Raw genomic sequence first — 16,560 nt, forward strand, 5'->3', positions numbered from 1 at the left:
GGGGTTCCGGCGGTGCGATGGGCCCGGGCGGGCCGCGGGGAGCCGGGCCGAGCGCTGTGGGGGCGCGCGGCCGGGGTGAACAGATGCTTCGGTACCGCGTGGTGACGCGGTGGGACCAATGGTCCGTACGCATCAACGACATCACAGATTGGACTGGACCAATATTCGCCGTCAAGGGCGTCCGCCCACCGGATGGCCGAAAGCCACCGCGCCGGTACGGTGGCGGACAGGGTGGCCCTGCCGGACGGACCCGCCCCGTCGAACGGAGGACGAGCGATGGACAGCCGGGACTGGGACGAGCGCTACGCCGCGAGCGAGCTGGTCTGGGGAGCGGAACCCAACCGCTGGGTGGTCCGTGAGATCACCGGGCTCACCCCCGGGCGGGCCCTGGACCTCGCCGCCGGGGAGGGCCGCAACAGCATCTGGCTGGCCCGCCAGGGCTGGCAGGTCACCGGCCTCGACTTCTCCGCCGTCGCCCTCGAACGCGCCGGACGGCTCACCGCCGGACTGCCCGGGGAGGTCGCCGCCCGGCTCACCTGGCGCCAGGGCGACGCCCGCACCTTCCCGGCTCCGCCCACGGGTTACGACCTCGTCGTGGTCGCCTACCTCCAGCTCCCCGCCGCCGACCGCCGGACCGCCCTGCGCCGGGCCGCCGCCGCGCTCGCCCCCGGCGGCACCCTGCTGGTGGTCGGCCACGACACCACCAACCTCACCGAGGGTGTCGGCGGCCCCCGGGACCCGCGCGTCCTCTTCACCCCGGCCGACATCCTCGCCGACCTCGCCGACGCCGGCCTGCGCACCGTCCGTGCCGAACGCGTCCGCCGCCCGGTCGCCGCGGAGGCCGGCCACCGGCACCCCGCCGAGGACGGCGGGGGCCGGGCCGAGGCGATCGACGCGCTGGTGCGGCTGGAGCGGACCGGCTGACCGGGCGGGCTGCCGCAGCGCCGGGCGCCCTCCCCGGTGGAGGGGAGGGTGTCGATCCCCGGGTATCTCTCTCCGTACTCGGATGATGAGGTGTTGATCGCGGGAGCGGGGTACCTGGTCCCTGGGAGCGAATGCTGCGCGCGGACGGAACGCCGGCCCGGGGAATCTCTACAGTGCTGTAGATTCGAAGCGCGCACGGCGGAGGAACGAGGAGGGCACGATGAGCGTTTCGCTGGCCAAGGGTCAGAAGCTGAGCCTGGAGAAGCCGGGCGGAGGTCAGCTGGGCCTGGTGCGGATGGGCCTCGGCTGGCGCGCCGCGCAGAAGAAGGGCTTCTTCGCCAAGCTGCTGGCCTCGCAGGAGATCGACCTGGACGCCTCGGCGGTGCTGTTCGCCGAGGGCAAGCCGGTGGACGTGGTCTTCTTCCAGCACCTGCAGAGCAACGACGGCTCCGTGCGGCACAGCGGGGACAACCTGACCGGCGGCGCCGGCGACGCCACCGACGACGAGTCGATCACCGTGGACCTCGCCCGGGTGCCGGCCGAGGTCGACCAGATCGTCTTCACCGTCAACTCCTTCACCGGGCAGACCTTCCAGGAGGTCGAGAACGCCTTCTGCCGGCTGGTCGACGAGCAGACCGGCGCCGAGCTCGCCCGCTACACGCTCACCGGCGGCGGCCCGTACACCGCACAGATCATGGCCAAGGTGCAGCGCGCGGCGGGCGGTTGGCAGATGGCCGCGATCGGCCAGCCGGCCAGCGGCCGCACCTTCCAGGACCTGATGCCGGAGCTGGTCAAGCACCTCTGACCCTCAACGGCCGGCCCTGGCCGGCCCCCGGAAGCAGCGGGGCCCGTCCGATCTCCCCCCGGACGGGCCCCGCGCCTGCTCTCCCCACCGCGTCGCCACCGCTGCCGGGTGCTCGACGACGCCCGGTTCCGGTTGGCCGGGTGATCCGAGGGGCCGGGCCGCGGCCGCCGGGGGGCAGAGCGCCGAGGGTCAGTGCGCCGAGGGCGACGGCGCGGCCGAGGGGGAGAGGGCGGCGGAGGGGGTGGCGGTCGCGGTCGTGCTCGCCGACGGGGTTGCGGTCGGGGCCGGGCAGCCGGGAGCGGTGGGCGTGGCCGTCGCGGACGGGGAGGCGGAAGCGGACGGGGAGGCCGTCGCGCTCGGGGTGGCCGTGGCGGTGGCCGTGGGGACGGGGCAGGTGGTCGGCGTCGCGCTCGGCGTGCCGCTGGGGGTGGTGCTGGGGGTGGAGCTCGGGGTCCCGGTGGGCGTAGCCGTCGGCGTGGGAGTCGTGGTGGGCTGCGTGGTGGGCGTGGCGCTCGCGGTCGGGCTTGCCGTCGGACCGGTCGTCGGTGCCGTGGTGGCCGAGGGGGAGGGCTGCGAGGTGGGCGGAGTCGTCGCGGACGGCGTGGTGGACGGCGTTGCCGGGGTCGTGGCCGACGGGACCGGCGCGGTGGGCGCGGTGGTCGCCGTGGGCGAGAGGGGCGACGTCGGCAGGGTCGGCGCGGCGGCCGGGGCCGGGCGGTCCGGGGTGGTGGTCGTGGTGCCCGTGCCGAAGTGGGCCATCCAGTTCTTGACGGTCCGCAGGTACTCGCCCGAGTTGTTGTAGCCGAGGACCGCCCGGTCGAGCTGGGCCGGGTCGGCGAGGTCGCGGCCGCCCGCGCAGAGGTAGCGGCCGGCGGCCTCGGCGGCGTCGAAGATGTTGTTCGGGTCGGCCTGGCCGTCGCCGTTGGCGTCGACGCCCCAGGAGGCCCAGGTGGAGGGGATGAACTGCATCGGGCCGACGGCCCGGTCCCAGACGCGGTCGCCGTCGTGTCGTCCGCCGTCGGTGTCGGGGATCGCGGCGAAGCCCTTGCCGTCGAGCACCGGGCCGAGGATCGGCCGGTACGTCGTCCCGGCGGCGTCCACCGCGCCGCGGCCGGCCTGGCCGGACTCGACCTCGCCGATGGCGGCCAGCAGCTGCCACGGCAGGTGGCAGCCGGGCGAGCGCTGGGCGAGGGCCGCCTCGGCCTTGCGGTAGGCGGCGAAGACGGTCTCCGGCAGGGCGGGCCCGGTGCGGAACGGTCCGGCGGACGGGCCTTCGGGCAGGGCGGTGGGCGGCTGCGGCAGGGGGGTGGTGCCTCCGCCGTCGACGGGGAGGCCGCCGCCGGGGGTGTTGGCGAGCGTCGGCTGTCCGGTGCCCGGGCGTACGGCACCGGGCAGGGTGGTGGAGACGGAGACGGGGGTGAGCGGGTCGATGGCGGACGGCGCCGTGCCGGCCGCCGCGACGGGCGCGAGTCCGAGGCCGCTCACCTGAGAACCGGTCAGCGCCGCCAGCGCGGTGAACGCCGCCGCCGTCCCGGTGACGCGCTTGCCCAGTCGCAGCCGGCGCCCCGTCCGCCCCGTGCCGCCATGTCCAGCGTTGCCCAGCCCTGCCCTCATGCCGTGCCCCTCCCCTGACCGTCCGGACCTTCGGGGAACGGACGGGCTGTCACCATCGTGCCTGCCGGTGCATGACAGTTCGCATTACCGGAATGATTAGTATCACGACGATCTGACGCGGCCAGGGTGAGCGGAGGACGTCCTGGGCCCCACCGTTCGGTGAACGCGCAGGTGGTGAGGGGGTCGGACGGAGGGCGGGCGTCAGAGCTCGATCAGCATCCCGTCCTCGGCGACGGCCGCGCCCGCCGCCGCCAGCGCCCGGGTGAGGGCCTCGGTGCCTGGGGAGCCCGGGTGGGCCAGCGGGTTCGTGTTGTTGAGGTGGGTGTAGAGGTAGCGCGGGCCGGGCCGGCGGGCCAGGTGGGGGAGCGAGTCCCGGACGGCCAGGTGGCCCATGCCGCGGGAGGAGCGCGAACCGCCGGTGTGTCCGGCGAGTTCGTCGTCGGTGCTGAAGGTGCCGTCCAGGATCACCACGTCCGCGCCGGCCACCGCCTGGTCCAGCGCGGGCGTCCACGCGGCGAGCCCGGGCGCGTAGACGGCGCTCGCCCGGCCGTCGGCGTCGGTGAACCGGAACCCGGAGACCCAGTCCGCTCTGCCCTCCCAGCCCTCGCCGGGCAGATCGGCCGTGTAGCGGGGCCGCTTGCCGCCGAGCGCCAGCGGTTCGGCGCGCAGCCCGCCGGCCAGCTCGACCGTGCGGCCCGGGGTGAGGGTCTGCCAGCCGGCCTTGGTGTACGGGGCGAGCAGCGGGCCGGCCGGGAAGGCCGAGTGGAGCGCGTAGCGGACCGGCAGGGTGGCGTGGACGGTCAGTTCGGCGGCCTCCCGCAGGGTCAACAGTCCCAGTGTGTGGTCGAGTTCGCCGCTGGTGAGCAGGACGCCGCGTAGCGGGGTGTCCCGGGTGCCGGGGGCGGGGGCGGGGGCGAGTTCGGGGGTGGCGAGCAGCTGGCCGCGCAGGTCGGGTGAGGCGTTGACCAGGTACCAGGCGGCGCCGTCCGCGCTGATCGCCAGGCAGTCCTGGCTGCGGGCGGCGCCGGTGCGGCGCGCGGTGGTGCAGCCCGCGCAGCCGCAGTTCCACTGGGGCAGTCCGCCGCCGGCGGCGGTGCCGAGGATCCGGATCTTCAGCGCATTCTCCGGGGGACGGGGGCCGGGGTGTCCGCGGGGGCGGGCCCGGTGACCAGGTGATGGTGCGGGGAGAGGTGACAGGCCGGGTCGGTGGCGCCGGCGTCGCCGGTGAACTGGAAGGCCTGGCAGCGGCAGCCGCCGTGGTCCAGCTCGCGCAGCGCGCAGCTGCGGCACGGCTCCGGCATCCAGTCGGTGCCCCGGTAGCGGTTGAACGCGGGCGAGTCGTGCCAGATCGCGGCCAGGCCGTCGGTGACCGCGCTGGGCACCGGCAGGCCGGGCAGCTGGGCCGCGGCCAGGCAGGGCAGCACGTCGCCGTTGGGAGCGACCACCAGCTGGCGCTGCCCCCAGCCGTCCATGCAGGGTTTGACGGTGCCGCCGTGGTGGTCGGCGGCGACGTGCACGATCTCGATCCGGTCGCCGTGCCGCTCGCGGGCGGCGGCCACGTCCAGCTCGGCCTGCCGGACCTGCGCCTCGCTCGGGGCGAGGTGTGCGCGGTTGCGCCAGGCCCAGCCGTAGAACTGGGTGTGCGCCAGCTCGACCCGGTCGGCGCCCAGCGTCACGGCCAGGTCGGCGAGCGCGCCGAGCCGGGCCACATTGCCGCGGTGCAGCACGGCGTTGACGGTCAGCGGCAGGCCGGTGGCGGTCAGCAGCGCCGCGGCGGCGAGCTTGCGCTCGTGCGCGGCGAGGCCGGCCACGGCATCCGCCCGGTGCGGGTCGGAGTCCTGGACGGAGAGTTGGACGTGATCGAGGCCGGCACCGGCGAGTTCGGCGGCGCGGGCGGGGTCCAGTGGCAGGCCGCTGGTGACCAGATTGGTGTAGAGGCCCAACCGGTGGGCGTGGCCGATGATGTCGGCCAGGTCGCGGCGGAGCAGCGGTTCGCCCCCGGTGAGGTGTACCTGGAGCACGCCCAGCCCGCGCGCCTGGTCGAGCAGGCGCAGCCACTGGCCGGTGTCCAACTCGTCACGGTGGATGGTGAGTTCGAGAGGATTGGCGCAGTAGGTGCACTGCAGGGGGCAGCGGTGGGTGAGTTCGGCGACCAGGCCGAGCGGCGCCGGCGAGCGGAGTGGGGCACCGGGCAGGCCGGCGGCCGGCCGGGGGTCGGCCGGGGCGCCGGTGCCGTCCAGGGTGAGCAGCCGGCGCCCGGCGAGGTCGGCGAGCAGGTCGCCGACCTGGCCGGCGTCCACCCCCTCGTACTCGGCGGCGAGTTCGGCGGTGATGCCGTCCGCGCCGCGCCGGCCGTCGCAGTGGCGCAGTACGGCGGCGGCGGTGTCGTTGAGCAGCAGCACGCCCTCGGGATAGAGCAGCGCGCCCCGGCCACGGACCGGGTCGTGCACCAGCCGCACGCCGCGCCGCAGCCCGGGCACCTGGTCGGTCCGGGCGGGGGCGCTCACCGGTCGGCGCCGTAGTCGACGGCGTCCAGCATGGCGCGCAGGACGTCGCACTTGAACGCCAGCGCGTCCAGGGCGGCCTGCTGCTGGGCGGCGGTGACGCAGTGGTCCAGGACCAGTTCGAGCGTGCGGGCGCTGTCCTTGCGGGCGGTGGGGATGCGGTGCTCGAAGTAGGCGTACCCGGCCGGGTCGATCCAGTCGTAGTGGGTGCGCCAGGCGGTGACCCGCTGGGCCATGTGGTCGGGGGAGAACATCTCGGTGAGCGCCGCCGCCACGCCGTCGGTCCACGGCCTGGTCTGGCAGAAGTGCAGGTAGCCGTCGACGGCGAAGCGCACCCCGCGGGCGACGTGCCGCTCGTCGGTGACCTCGGCGCGGTCCAGGCCGACGGCGTCGGCGAGCACCAGCCAGTCGGCCAGCCCGCCCTCGTCCCCGCTCGGCCCGTCCTGGTAGGCCAGCCGCTCGACCCAGGAGCGACGGACCTCCGGCAGTGGGCAGTTGGCGATGATGGCGGCGTTCTTGCGGGTCAGGCAGAGCTGGTAGTACCAGCGGTTGGCGACCCAGCGCCGCAACTCCGGTGGCGTGCAGCCACCGGAGTGCAGGCGCAGGTGGAACGGGTGGGTGTCCCAGTACCGCCCCCGCAGGTCGTACAGCCTGGCCGCGAACCGTTCGCGGGTCAGAGCTCGGGTCACCGAGTGGTCCGTGCGGCGTAGGCGGTGACCTCGGCGCCGGTGCGGTGGCACTCCACCGCGGGGGTGGACCAGGCGGGCTTGGCCGCGGCGGCGGTGGCGCCCGCCGGGCGTTCGGCCGGTACGGCGGGGGCGGGCTGGGGCGTGGTGGTGCACTTCATGGGGATCCTCCTCGGAACGAGGCCGGGTGGGGGTGGGGCGCATCGGGCCCCGTGGGTCAGGACGCTACGAGCCGCCGGGCCCGGCCGCCGGTCCAACCCGCGCGATCCGCCGACAAACGCGCTCGAACGGGTGACGGGCGGGTGTGGGCGGGGACGGGCCCGGGGCGGTTGCTCAGCTGCCGGCGCGGCCGAACGCGATCAGGTGCCCGTCCTTGGTGCCGACGAACACCCGCCCGCCGTCCGTCGCCGGGACGGAGAACCTGCTCACCGTGCCGAGGGCGAAGCTGCGGCGCATCTTGAGCGTGCCGTTGACCGGCACCGGGTCGTAGACCCGCAGTTCGCCGTTCTGGCCGCCCGGACCGGTGCCGGAGTAGATCAGCCAGACCAGCGCCGAGCCGGAGGCCGTCCCGTTGGAGGTCACCACCGGCGAGCCGGACGCGTAGCCGAAGCCCTCGGCGCTCGTCCCGGCGTTGGTCAGCTGCGGGTTGCCGGAGCCGTTCACCGAGTACTTGAGCGCGCGCAGCGAGCCGTAGTTCTCGATCACGTAGACGTAGCCGCCGTCGCCGCCCCAGACGCCCGGGTGGCCCCAGACGCCCTTGTACGGGCCGGTCGTGCCGACCACCGCGTCGGTGCCGTTCGGGCCCTGGCCCATGCCGCCCAGATTGTCGCGGTCCAGCAGGAAGATCCGCCCGTCCTTGCCGACCTGCACCAGCAGGTGCGGGTGCGCGCCGGCGCCGAAACCGGCCGGGAGTGCGGCCGGGCCGCCGGAGCCGAGGTCCAGGTCGTTGTGGTCCAGATCCCGGTTGTTGCTCGGGCTGAAGAAGTCCTTCGGGGCGAGGCTGCCGTCGCTGTTGACACCGAGCCGCACCACCGAGTCGGCGAAGTGGCCCTGCGGACTGCTGCCCGGGCCCTTGGGCGGCGAGGAGCCCGTGCCCGCGCCGTTGCCGGTGGCCACGATGATCCGCCCGGCGCCGTCCGAGACCAGGCCGCCGCCGCTCATCCAGACGCCGCCGTTCTGCGAGTTAGAACCCGACTCGGTGGACCAGAGCGTCAGCTTCCGGCTCGTGGTGTTGACGCCGCCGACATGGCCGACGTACGTGCCGACCCCGCAGTCCGACGCGAAGCCGAAGTACACCGCGCCGTCCAGCAGCAGCAGTCCGGCGCGCTGGGCGGAGGTGGCCGCGTTGAACGGGACGCCGGGGCTGTTGACCGGGTCGCCCTGGACCGGTACCGGCCAGCCGCTGCGCTCGGCGCCCGAGGCGGCGTCCAGGGCGTGCACGGAGAAGTGCGCGCCGCCCTCGTTGGACTTCGTCACCAGGTAGACCGTGCCGGTCGCCTTGTCGTACACGGGCGTCGAGGTGATGCCGGTGCCCGGGGAGAGGCAGGCCGTGGAGGACGGCACGGGGGTGCCGAGGGCGCGCTGCCAGAGGATCTTGCCGTCGGTCGCACCGACGCCGTACACGTGGTTGGTCTCGGTGGCGACCACCACGGTCGAACCGGCCACCAGCGGCTGTGCGTACACCGCGCCGTCGACGGCGGTGGACCAGCGCCGGCCGAAGTCCGAGGCCGAGACCTGCGCGGGGCCCAGGCCCGGTTCGGCCGTGTCCCAGGCGTAGCGCATGTTGTTCACCGAGATGGTCGGATCGTCGGCCCACGCGGGTATCGCGGTGGCCAACGACCCGGCCGCGGCGGCGGGGGCGAGCAGGGCGAGGCCGGCCAGCAGGGAGGCCGCTCTGCGCCGTCCCTTCAGAGCCCGGGGTGGGGACGGGTGGAATCGGCTCATACGATCCGCCTTGGCTGTCGGGGGAGTACGGGGTGCGGCGCCGTGGCGTCATTCTGTGAACGCCCGCGCCGTACCCGCATCCGCCCGCAGCCCCCGCCCGGCCCCGTTCACGCCCCGGAGGGAACGGGCTGCGCCGCCCGGCGTCCCCGGCCGCCTTCGAACGGCCCAGGCCGCCATCGAACGGCCGGGGCCTCCGGGGGCCGCGGCTCAGCCGCTGAGCGACTTGGCGAGCACCAGGGCCAGCGCGCTCTCGGCCAGCGCCTCCGCCGGGGCGTTGACGCCGTCACCCGGGCCGCGGTCCTTCACCACCTCGACGGAGTAGGCCCGGCCGTCGGTGACGAAGTACACCACCGGGTGGGTGCCGTCCTTGCGCTGCGCCAGCACCGCCTCCTGGCCCACCTCCGGCACCGGGGTGAGCTGGTTGTCCGGGTTCGCCTTGACGGAGGCGAGGACGGTCGGCTTCACCTCGCGGATCGACGCGTACGACTGGCGGGAGCCCCAGGTGCAGCCCCAGACCGGGCTGCCGTCGCTCGCCGGGTCGGGGTGGGTCCCGGCGAACGGGCCGCCGGTGCCGACGGCGGCGATCACCTGGGGGGAGTTGAGCAGCGTGCACGCGTCCGCGGGCCGCTTGGCGGCGGCACCCGTCGGCGCCGCGGTGGCGGGGGCCGCCGGGGTGGACGCGGCCGGGGTGGACGCCGGGGCCGAAGCGGTGGGCGCGGCGGCCGGGGTGGATGCGGCGGTGGTGGCGGGCGCGGAGGCCGCGGCCGACCCACCCCCGCCGGAGGAGGAGCACCCGGCCAGCGCCGCACCCGCGAGCGCCAGCGCGGGCAGCCAGAGGTGCCGACGGCCGTACTGGAGCGGTGACTTGAGCTGCATGGGATCCCCCTCCGATGGCGTCCACCGCGGCGGCGGACTGCCTCGGGCAGGATCCTAGTGTCCGGACGGGTCCGGTATTTCCGCTTCCTGCAACGGGAGTTGTACGGATCCGTCACGGCCGGGCAACCGCGGCGGACGTGAACCGGGCGCGACCGGGAGCCGAACGGGCGGTCCGGGGCACGGCGGTGGTGCGCGCACGTGCGGTCGGGCTCCGGGCGGCGCCCGCCGGTGAACGGCCTGACCTGGCCCGATATGCCGGCCACCCCCGTACCAGGGCACGCCCGGAGACGTCACGCCCTACACCATCCGCTCCCCGGACGGGTGATGTTCCGGTGAAAGTGGTCATGCCAGGAACGGCGACCCGGCATCCTTGGGCCCGTGACCAGGCGCACCCTGTGACAGACCAGGTGGACCCCACCCCGGTGGACCCGATCCAGGCAGATCCCGTGACCAGGCGGACGGAGGCCGAGACATTGAGCACGAACCTGCCGGAGACCGTGGCGGACGGGCCGGCCGTCCTGTCGGCCCCGCCCCGGTTGGTCGACGACCTGGCCCGCGACCTCACCCACGCCGCGGCCGCGGTCCGCGCGGTCTCCCGGGCCGGGCGCAGCGGCGGCGACGTCGCGGTCGCCGCCTACACGGCCGTGGTCTGCACCGGCCGTTCGGCGGCCCGGGCGCTGGAGGAGGCCGCCGCCTGGTGTCGCCAGGCGCCCGAGGCGGAGGTGCACTCGCTGGCCTGGGCCCGCGTCCCCGGCCACCGCGACGACGTCTTCGAGTACCGCGTCACCCTCGCCGTCAGCTTCCCCGACCACGAGACCGGCGAGCACACCGGGGACACCCACCACGCCCCGCGGTGACGTCGGGTTAGGATCCCCTTCATGGATTCTGGGGGCACGAACGAAACGCAGGAAGCGGCTGCGGGGGAGCGCGAACTCTCCACCGGCGCGGCCGTGATGGTCACCGTTGTCGCGGCGCTGGGCGCGGCCGGGGTGCTGCTGGCCGTCTTCCACTGGCTGGGCTGGACCGTCCCCGGTCTCGGCTGGCTGCTCGCCAAGGGCGCCGTCAAACTCTGTGCGGGCGGAGCCGTCGGGCTGGTCGCCGCACTCGCCTGGCTCCGCCAACGCCGCTCCGGGCGTGGGTAGTCCGGGGGCCTGTCGGCGAGTCAGGGCACCAGGACCAGCCGTCCGCGCAGGCCGCCCCGGTCGAGCCGCCGGTGCGCGTCGGCGGCCTGCTCCAGCGGGTGGGTGGCAGCCACCCGCAGGGTGAGGCGGCGCCGGGCGGCGAGATCGGACAGCCCGGCGAGCGCGGGGCCGTCGGCGGCGACCCAGACGTTGGTCACCCGGATGCCGCGCAGGCCCAGCGGCGCGCCCCCGGAGACGGTGACGAAGGCGCCCCGGTTGCGGACCGCGCCGAGCGCGACGATCCCCAGCAGCGCCGCGTCCAGCGCGCCGTCCACCCCGCCTGGGACGAGCGCCCGGACAGCGGCGGCCAGGTCGGCGGCGCCGCGCGGGACGAACCACTCCGCGCCCAACTCCCTGACCAGCGCCTCGTCCTCCTCGCCCGCCACCGCCACCACCCGCAGCCCGCGCAGCACCGCCAGCTCGATCGCGAAGCCGCCCACCGCGCCCGCCGCACCGGTCACGAGCAGGGTCGAGCCGGCCGCCAGACCGAGCAGGTCCAGCGCCTGGACGGCGGTCAGCCCGTTCAGCGGCAGCGTCGCCGCCTCGACGGCCGGCACCCCCGCCGGCGCCGGGGCCAGCGCGGAGGCGTCCAACACCAGGTACTCGGCGTAGGCGCCCAGCGGGACGTCCAGCCGGTCGCGCAGGCCGATCACCCGCTCGCCGGGGGCGAACCCGGTCACCCCCGGGCCGACCCGGTCGACCACGCCGGCCACGTCCCAGCCGATCCCGACCACCTCGCGCGGCGCCATCAGCCCCGCCCCCGCCAGGACTCCGGCGCGGGTCACCGCGTCCACCGGGTTGACCCCGGCCGCCTCCACCCGCACCCGCACCTGGCCGGGGCCGGCCTCGGGCACGGGCACGTCCACCAGCTCCAGGGCCTCGGGGCCGGCAAAGGTACGAACGACAACCGCACGCATGGCGCGCTCCTTCACAGGATCGGGGAGTTGCGAACAGTCGCCAAACTATGGAGAGTTACTCTCCAGGGGGAAGTACGCACCCGGAAGTGCGTACCGTACGGGGAGGAGAGCCCATGGCCACCACGACCGCAGCCCAGCGCCGCGCGGCCGAACGGGCCGGCTTCGACGCGTACCTCGCCGAGTGCCCGGCCCGGCAACTGCTCGACCGGATCGGCGACAAGTGGGTCAGCCTGATCGTCAACGCCCTCGCCGACGGCCCGCAGCGCTACAGCGACCTGCGCCGGCGCCTCGCCGGGGTGAGCGAGAAGATGCTCACCCAGACCCTGCGCGCCCTGGAACGCGACGGCCTGCTCACCCGCACCGTCACACCCTCGGTGCCCGCCCGGGTGGACTACGCGCTCACCCCGCTCGGGACGGGGCTGCTGCCGCTGATGCGGTCGATCAAGGCGTGGGCCGAGCAGAACATGCCCGAGGTGCTCGCCGCCCGCGACGCCTACGACGACGCCCGGGCGGGCTGAAAGCGGGATCGATCGTCAGATCGTCCGCGGAGTCCGGAGCCGGAGCCGGGCCCGGAGCCGAAGTTCGGTGGACCGGGCCGTGCGGACAGGAGCCGTGCTCCGGTGCGACGTTGAGGGCGGCGGGCCCCAGCGCGGCCAGGCGGTCCGCGGCCTCGTCGGGGAGGTCGACGAGCGGGTCGTCATAGAACCGTTCGATCCGCGCCGGCATGGCCTTGCCGGCGGCGTACAGCGGGGCCGGCGGGCCGGTGAACTCCCACGGCGGGGCGCCCCAGCCGGCGGTGGGGTCGGCGAAGGCCGGATCGGCGGCCACGTCGTAGGGCGCGGTGTCGGCGGCCGACCGGTCGGGGAAGAAGAGGACGGTCACCGGGTCGCGGCCGCCGAAGCGTCAGGATTCGGTGGCTTGTTGCGGGTGGTCCAGGCGCTGCTGCCAGGTGGTCAGCAAGGCTTCCAGTGTGGCCGCCTCCTCGGGGGTGAGCCGGCCCAGGAGGCGGTGCTCGTTGCGCATGTGGGCGGTGAACGCCTCGTCGATCAGTCGGCGGCCGGCCTCGGTGAGGGCGACGACGCGCGCGCGCCCGTCGGCCTCGCTGCGGCGGCGGGTGACCAGCCCGGCCCGCTCCAGGCGGTCGATCCGCTTGGTCATCGCGCCGGTGGTGACCATGGTGTGGGCGGCGAGCTCGCCGGGGGCCCGTTCGAACGGGGCGCCCGCGCGGCGCAGCGCGGCGAGGACGTCGAACTCGCCCTCGCCGAGGCCGTAGCGCCCGTAGACCAGGGAGAGTTCCTCGGTGAGGCGGGTGGCCAGGCGGTGCAGCCGGCCGATCACGGCCTGCGGGGAGACGTCGAGGTCGGGGCGTTCGCGGCGCCATTCGGCCTGGATGGCGGCGACGTGGTCCGCCGCGCCGGGCGGTGGCCCGGCCGGTTGGTGTTGCTGCTCCATACCGCCATCCTAGCTCAGTAGCTTCCACGGAAGATATCTGGAGTATATTGCTTCCATGGAAGCCAATCTGCGCTGGGTGCTGCTGACCGCCGTCGCGCCGGTGGCCTGGGGCGCCAACTACTACGTCACCCGCGAGTTCCTCCCGGCCGACCGCCCGCTCTGGGGTGCCGCCCTGCGGGCCCTGCCGGCCGGGCTGCTCCTGCTGGCCCTCTGCCGGCGGCGCCCGCGCGGCGCCTGGTGGTGGCGCTCGGCGGTGCTGGGGCTGCTCAACACGGGCCTGTTCTTCGTACTGCTGTACGTCGCCTCCCAGCTGCTCGCCACCAGCCTCGCCTCCACCGTGATGGCGGCCTCCCCGCTGGCGATGATGCTGATCGCCTGGGCCCTGGTGGCCGAACGCCCCGCCCGTACGCACCTGCTCGGCGCGGTGGTCGGCCTGGCCGGGGTCGGCCTGATGCTGCTGACCCGGGCAGGCTCGGTGAGCCTGCCCGGACTGGCCGCCTCGGTGGCGGCGATGCTGGTCTCCTCCTGCGGCTACGTCCTCGCCGGGCGGTGGCGGGACGGCGCCGACGTCCTCGCCTCGACCTCCTGGCAGCTGACCGCCGGCGGTCTCGTCCTGCTCCCGCTGGCGGCGGTCGTCGAGGGGGCGCCGCCGACGCCCGGGCTGCCCGGGCTGCTCGCCTTCGGCTACGTCACCCTGGTGGCCACGGCGCTGGCCTTCGCCGCGTGGTTCGCGGGGCTGCGGCACCTGCCGGCGGGGACGGTCGGTCTGGTCGGGCTGCTCAACCCGCTGACCGGCGTGCTGCTCGGCACGGCGGTGGCGGGGGAGGAGCTGGGGCCGCTGCAGGCGGGCGGCCTGGTGCTGGTGCTGGCCGGCGTGGTGCTCGGGCGCCCGCGGGCGGGTGGCGGCCGCCGTGCCGAGGGGCGGTCGGCTGCCGTGCCGGTGGAGGGGGAGGCCTGTCGCACCGTGCCCTGACGGTGGTTCAGTGTAGGGCCGGGTTCGGGATCGGATTCCGGCCCGGGGATGACCCGGTCGGCCGACCGCCCGGAGCAGGGCTCCGAAAACCCGGTGACCGCGGTCGGCCCCGTTCCCTACACTCGGCTCGCAGAGACGCGCCGCCACCGTTCCGGGGGCGGTGCCACCGTGACGAGTCGAGGGAGGCAGGCCGTGCGCTACCGCACCGCTGTCGTCGTTCCCTCCTCGCGGTACGAGGTGATCCTGGTGTCCTCGTGCGTCCGGTGCCCGCTGCGCGGCCGGCATCGGATGCCTGCGACAGAAGCCTGAACTGACCATCGGACAGCCCCGGTTGACGGGGTGCCCGAATGAGTTCCCGCGTGGCCGTGTGTGCTCCGGCCCCGCGTCGTGGCCGCTGTGTCGCCGCAATCGCGCCGCCCTTTTCCGGAACACCCCGAAAGGCACCGGGCCATGCGCACCGACCTCGCCACCACGACCGTCCAGACCATCGCCACCGTCCGCAACCTCGGCATCCTCGCCCACGTGGACGCGGGCAAGACCACCGTCACCGAGCGGATCCTGTTCCTGACCGGGGAGACCCACAAGCGCGGTGAGGTCCACGACGGCACCACCGTCACCGACTTCGACCCGCAGGAGCGCGACCGCGGCATCACCATCTTCGCGGCGGCGGTCAGCTGCGCCTGGGACGGCCACCGGATCAACCTGATCGACACCCCGGGCCACGTCGACTTCGCCGACGAAGTGGAGCGCTCGCTGCGGGTGCTCGACGGGGCGGTGGCGGTGTTCGACGCCGTCGCGGGCGTCGAACCGCAGAGCGAGTCGGTCTGGCGGCAGGCCGACCGGCACGGGGTGCCCCGGATCGCCTTCGTCAACAAGCTCGACCGTGCCGGCGCCGACCTGGACGCGGCCGTCGCCTCCATCCGCGAGCGGCTGCACCCGGCCCCGCTGGCCGTCCAGCTGCCGATCGGACGGGAGGACGGTTTCACCGGCGTGGTCGACCTGCTGACGATGCGTGCCCTGACCTGGGCGGACCAGCCCGGCCCGGACGCCTACCGGGAGGGGCCGGTGCCCGCGGAGCTGCGGGAGGAGGCCGAGCGGCGCCGCCACGGGCTGGAGGAGGCGGTGGCCGGGCTCCATCCCGGCGCGCTGGAGGAGTTCTGCGACCGCGGGTCGCTGGCCCCCGGCACGCTGGCCGCCGCCCTGCGCGACCTCACCCGCACCGGCGAGGCCGTGGTCGTGCTCTGCGGCTCGGCCTACCGCAACCGGGGCGTCGAGCCCCTGTTGGAGGCCGTGGTGGCGTACCTGCCCTCGCCGCTGGACGTGCCCGCCGTGCGCGGCTCGCTGGTCGGCGGTCCCAAGAGCCGTCCCACGGGCGACCTCAGGACCGGTCCCACGGGCGACCCCACGGGCGGCCCCGACGGCACGGAGCAGGAGCGCGCCGCCGACCCGGCCGGGCCGTTCGCGGCGCTGGTCTTCAAGGTGAACGCGACCTCCACCGGCCGGCTCACCTATCTGCGCGTCTACTCCGGAACACTGCGAAAGGGGGACACGGTGCTGGACGCCGGCACGGGACACACCGAGCGGATCGCCCGGATCCTCCGGGTGCAGGCCGACCGGCACGCCGAGACCGAGTCGGCGGTGGCCGGTGACATCGTCGCGGTGGTCGGTGCGAAGGCCGCCCGCGCGGGCGCCACGCTCTGCGCGCCCGGTGCCCCGGTGGTCCTGGAACCGACCGTCGCGGCCGACCCGGTCGTCACGGTGGCCGTCGAGGCCCGGCGGGCCACCGACACCGACCGGCTCGCCACGGCGCTGGCCCGGCTCGCCGAGGAGGACCCGTCGCTGGTGGTCCGCACCGACCCGGAGACGGGCCAGCGGGTGCTGTCCGGCATGGGCGAGCTGCACCTGGAGGTCGCGGTGGAGAAGATCCGCCGCGCCCACGGGCTGGAGGTCACCGTCGGGCGGCCGCAGGTCGCCTACCGGGAGACCATCGAGGGCGGCGTCACCGGCCTGGTGTACCGGCACGTCAAACAGGACGGCGGCGCCGGCCAGTTCGCCCACATCGTGCTGGACGTGGCGCCGCTGGACGGCGAGGGGGCCGAGGGGTTCGTGTTCCGTTCCACCGTCACCGGCGGTCGGGTGCCCAAGGAGTACGTCCAGGCGGTCGAGGCCGGCTGCCGGGACGCGCTCGCCGAGGGCCCGCTGGGCGGCCACCCCGTCACGGGCGTGCTCGTCACGCTGACCGACGGGGCCACCCACCCCAAGGACTCCTCGGACTTGGCGTTCCGCACCGCCGGGCGGCTCGCCCTGCGCGAGGCGCTGCGGAAGTCGGGCCCGCTGCTCCTGGAGCCGGTCGCCGAGGTGACGGTGAGCGTGCCCGAGGACGCGGTGGGCGGCGTGCTCGGTGACCTGGCCGCCCGTCGCGGAAAGGTCCAGGGCTCGGCGCCGAGGGCCGGCACCGCGGTGGTGTCGGCGACCGTGCCGCTGGCCGAGCTCTTCGGCTACGCGACCAGGTTGCGCAGCCGCACCCAGGGCCGGGGCACCTTCACCACCCGGCCCGCCGGCTACGTCCCGGCGCCGCGGTAGCGGCCGCGGGGGGGGGGGGGGGGGGGGGGGGGGGGGGGGGGGGGGGGGGGGGGGGGGGGGGGTGGGGGGGGGGGGGGGGGGGGGGGGGGGGAGGGGGGTGG

At 75.4% G+C, this 16,560-nt stretch carries 16 protein-coding genes; 7 read left to right on the plus strand and 9 right to left on the minus strand.

Annotation, left to right across the window (positions count from 1 at the left end; all coding sequences use genetic code 11):
• Positions 1 to 276: 276 nt before the first annotated feature.
• Positions 277 to 924 (plus strand): class I SAM-dependent methyltransferase, encoded by a 648-nt coding sequence (locus ACZ6NC_RS39490; RefSeq protein WP_465738728.1) that lies wholly within the window; start codon positions 277 to 279, stop codon positions 922 to 924.
• A gap of 220 nt (positions 925 to 1,144) precedes the next feature.
• The gene (locus ACZ6NC_RS39495) at positions 1,145 to 1,729 is read left to right on the plus strand and encodes a TerD family protein (protein WP_465738729.1); all 585 of its coding nucleotides are present in this window, start codon (positions 1,145 to 1,147) and stop codon (positions 1,727 to 1,729) included.
• A 189-nt stretch (positions 1,730 to 1,918) separates the two neighbouring features.
• Here ACZ6NC_RS39495 and ACZ6NC_RS39500 read toward each other — a convergent pair whose 3' ends face one another.
• The 7 genes from ACZ6NC_RS39500 to ACZ6NC_RS39530 form a co-directional block, all read right to left on the minus strand.
• The gene (locus ACZ6NC_RS39500) at positions 1,919 to 3,343 is read right to left on the minus strand and encodes a lytic transglycosylase domain-containing protein (protein ID WP_465738730.1); all 1,425 of its coding nucleotides are present in this window, start codon (positions 3,341 to 3,343) and stop codon (positions 1,919 to 1,921) included.
• A 201-nt stretch (positions 3,344 to 3,544) separates the two neighbouring features.
• Positions 3,545 to 4,540, minus strand: a complete 996-nt coding sequence (pqqB, locus tag ACZ6NC_RS39505) for a pyrroloquinoline quinone biosynthesis protein PqqB (RefSeq protein WP_465738744.1) — start codon at positions 4,538 to 4,540, stop codon at positions 3,545 to 3,547.
• Positions 4,456 to 5,850, minus strand: a complete 1,395-nt coding sequence (gene pqqE, locus ACZ6NC_RS39510; protein WP_465738731.1) for a pyrroloquinoline quinone biosynthesis protein PqqE — start codon at positions 5,848 to 5,850, stop codon at positions 4,456 to 4,458. Before pqqE ends, pqqB begins: the two co-directional genes overlap by 85 nt.
• Entirely contained in the window at positions 5,847 to 6,536 is a 690-nt protein-coding gene (pqqC, locus tag ACZ6NC_RS39515; RefSeq protein ID WP_465738732.1) for a pyrroloquinoline-quinone synthase PqqC, read from the minus strand. Before pqqC ends, pqqE begins: the two co-directional genes overlap by 4 nt.
• Positions 6,533 to 6,694, minus strand: coding sequence for a pyrroloquinoline quinone precursor peptide PqqA (gene pqqA / locus ACZ6NC_RS39520; RefSeq protein WP_465738733.1), 162 nt, complete (start codon positions 6,692 to 6,694; stop codon positions 6,533 to 6,535). The genes pqqC and pqqA overlap by 4 nt, the downstream gene beginning before the upstream one ends.
• Before the next feature lie 172 nt (positions 6,695 to 6,866).
• Complete coding sequence (locus ACZ6NC_RS39525) at positions 6,867 to 8,477, minus strand: outer membrane protein assembly factor BamB family protein (protein ID WP_465738734.1); 1,611 nt, start codon at positions 8,475 to 8,477, stop codon at positions 6,867 to 6,869.
• A gap of 207 nt (positions 8,478 to 8,684) precedes the next feature.
• Positions 8,685 to 9,353 carry a hypothetical protein gene (locus ACZ6NC_RS39530; RefSeq protein WP_465738735.1) on the minus strand — a complete coding sequence of 223 codons (669 nt, stop codon included), beginning with the start codon at positions 9,351 to 9,353 and terminating at the stop codon, positions 8,685 to 8,687.
• A gap of 473 nt (positions 9,354 to 9,826) precedes the next feature.
• Between ACZ6NC_RS39530 and ACZ6NC_RS39535 the strand changes: the two genes are divergently transcribed.
• Positions 9,827 to 10,210 carry a hypothetical protein gene (locus ACZ6NC_RS39535; protein WP_465738736.1) on the plus strand — a complete coding sequence of 128 codons (384 nt, stop codon included), beginning with the start codon at positions 9,827 to 9,829 and terminating at the stop codon, positions 10,208 to 10,210.
• Between the two features lie 21 nt (positions 10,211 to 10,231).
• A complete protein-coding gene (locus ACZ6NC_RS39540) occupies positions 10,232 to 10,495 on the plus strand; it encodes a hypothetical protein (RefSeq protein WP_465738737.1) in 264 nt (87 codons plus the stop codon).
• 20 nt (positions 10,496 to 10,515) lie between these two features.
• On the opposite strand, the gene ACZ6NC_RS39545 is transcribed toward ACZ6NC_RS39540, so the two are convergent.
• A complete protein-coding gene (locus tag ACZ6NC_RS39545) occupies positions 10,516 to 11,451 on the minus strand; it encodes an NADP-dependent oxidoreductase (protein ID WP_465738738.1) in 936 nt (311 codons plus the stop codon).
• A gap of 113 nt (positions 11,452 to 11,564) precedes the next feature.
• Here ACZ6NC_RS39545 and ACZ6NC_RS39550 point away from each other — a divergent pair, with 113 nt between their 5' ends.
• Entirely contained in the window at positions 11,565 to 11,969 is a 405-nt protein-coding gene (locus ACZ6NC_RS39550) for a winged helix-turn-helix transcriptional regulator (protein WP_465738739.1), read from the plus strand.
• 385 nt (positions 11,970 to 12,354) lie between these two features.
• Here the strand turns inward: ACZ6NC_RS39550 and ACZ6NC_RS39555 are convergent, their stop codons facing one another.
• Complete coding sequence (locus tag ACZ6NC_RS39555) at positions 12,355 to 12,903, minus strand: MarR family winged helix-turn-helix transcriptional regulator (RefSeq protein WP_465738740.1); 549 nt, start codon at positions 12,901 to 12,903, stop codon at positions 12,355 to 12,357.
• A gap of 55 nt (positions 12,904 to 12,958) precedes the next feature.
• Between ACZ6NC_RS39555 and ACZ6NC_RS39560 the strand changes: the two genes are divergently transcribed.
• Positions 12,959 to 13,876: a DMT family transporter gene (locus tag ACZ6NC_RS39560; RefSeq protein WP_465738741.1), complete on the plus strand. Its 918-nt coding sequence runs from the start codon at positions 12,959 to 12,961 to the stop codon at positions 13,874 to 13,876.
• 450 nt (positions 13,877 to 14,326) lie between these two features.
• On the plus strand, positions 14,327 to 16,459 hold the full coding sequence (locus ACZ6NC_RS39565; protein ID WP_465738742.1) for an elongation factor G: 2,133 nt from the start codon (positions 14,327 to 14,329) through the stop codon (positions 16,457 to 16,459).
• Positions 16,460 to 16,560: the final 101 nt, after the last annotated feature.

The organism is Kitasatospora sp. NPDC041988, from assembly GCF_055588525.1.

Excerpts from the sequence above, each read along its gene's own strand:
- ACZ6NC_RS39490 (WP_465738728.1), top strand. The coding sequence starts at position 277 with ATGGACAGCCGGGACTGGGACGAGCGCTACGCCGCGAGCGAGCTGGTC.
- ACZ6NC_RS39495 (WP_465738729.1), top strand. The coding sequence starts at position 1,145 with ATGAGCGTTTCGCTGGCCAAGGGTCAGAAGCTGAGCCTGGAGAAGCCG.
- ACZ6NC_RS39500 (WP_465738730.1), bottom strand. The coding sequence starts at position 3,343 with ATGAGGGCAGGGCTGGGCAACGCTGGACATGGCGGCACGGGGCGGACG.
- pqqA (WP_465738733.1), bottom strand. The coding sequence starts at position 6,694 with ATGAAGTGCACCACCACGCCCCAGCCCGCCCCCGCCGTACCGGCCGAA.
- ACZ6NC_RS39525 (WP_465738734.1), bottom strand. The coding sequence starts at position 8,477 with ATGAGCCGATTCCACCCGTCCCCACCCCGGGCTCTGAAGGGACGGCGC.
- ACZ6NC_RS39530 (WP_465738735.1), bottom strand. The coding sequence starts at position 9,353 with ATGCAGCTCAAGTCACCGCTCCAGTACGGCCGTCGGCACCTCTGGCTG.
- ACZ6NC_RS39540 (WP_465738737.1), top strand. The coding sequence starts at position 10,232 with ATGGATTCTGGGGGCACGAACGAAACGCAGGAAGCGGCTGCGGGGGAG.
- ACZ6NC_RS39545 (WP_465738738.1), bottom strand. The coding sequence starts at position 11,451 with ATGCGTGCGGTTGTCGTTCGTACCTTTGCCGGCCCCGAGGCCCTGGAG.
- ACZ6NC_RS39550 (WP_465738739.1), top strand. The coding sequence starts at position 11,565 with ATGGCCACCACGACCGCAGCCCAGCGCCGCGCGGCCGAACGGGCCGGC.
- ACZ6NC_RS39555 (WP_465738740.1), bottom strand. The coding sequence starts at position 12,903 with ATGGAGCAGCAACACCAACCGGCCGGGCCACCGCCCGGCGCGGCGGAC.
- ACZ6NC_RS39560 (WP_465738741.1), top strand. The coding sequence starts at position 12,959 with ATGGAAGCCAATCTGCGCTGGGTGCTGCTGACCGCCGTCGCGCCGGTG.
- ACZ6NC_RS39565 (WP_465738742.1), top strand. The coding sequence starts at position 14,327 with ATGCGCACCGACCTCGCCACCACGACCGTCCAGACCATCGCCACCGTC.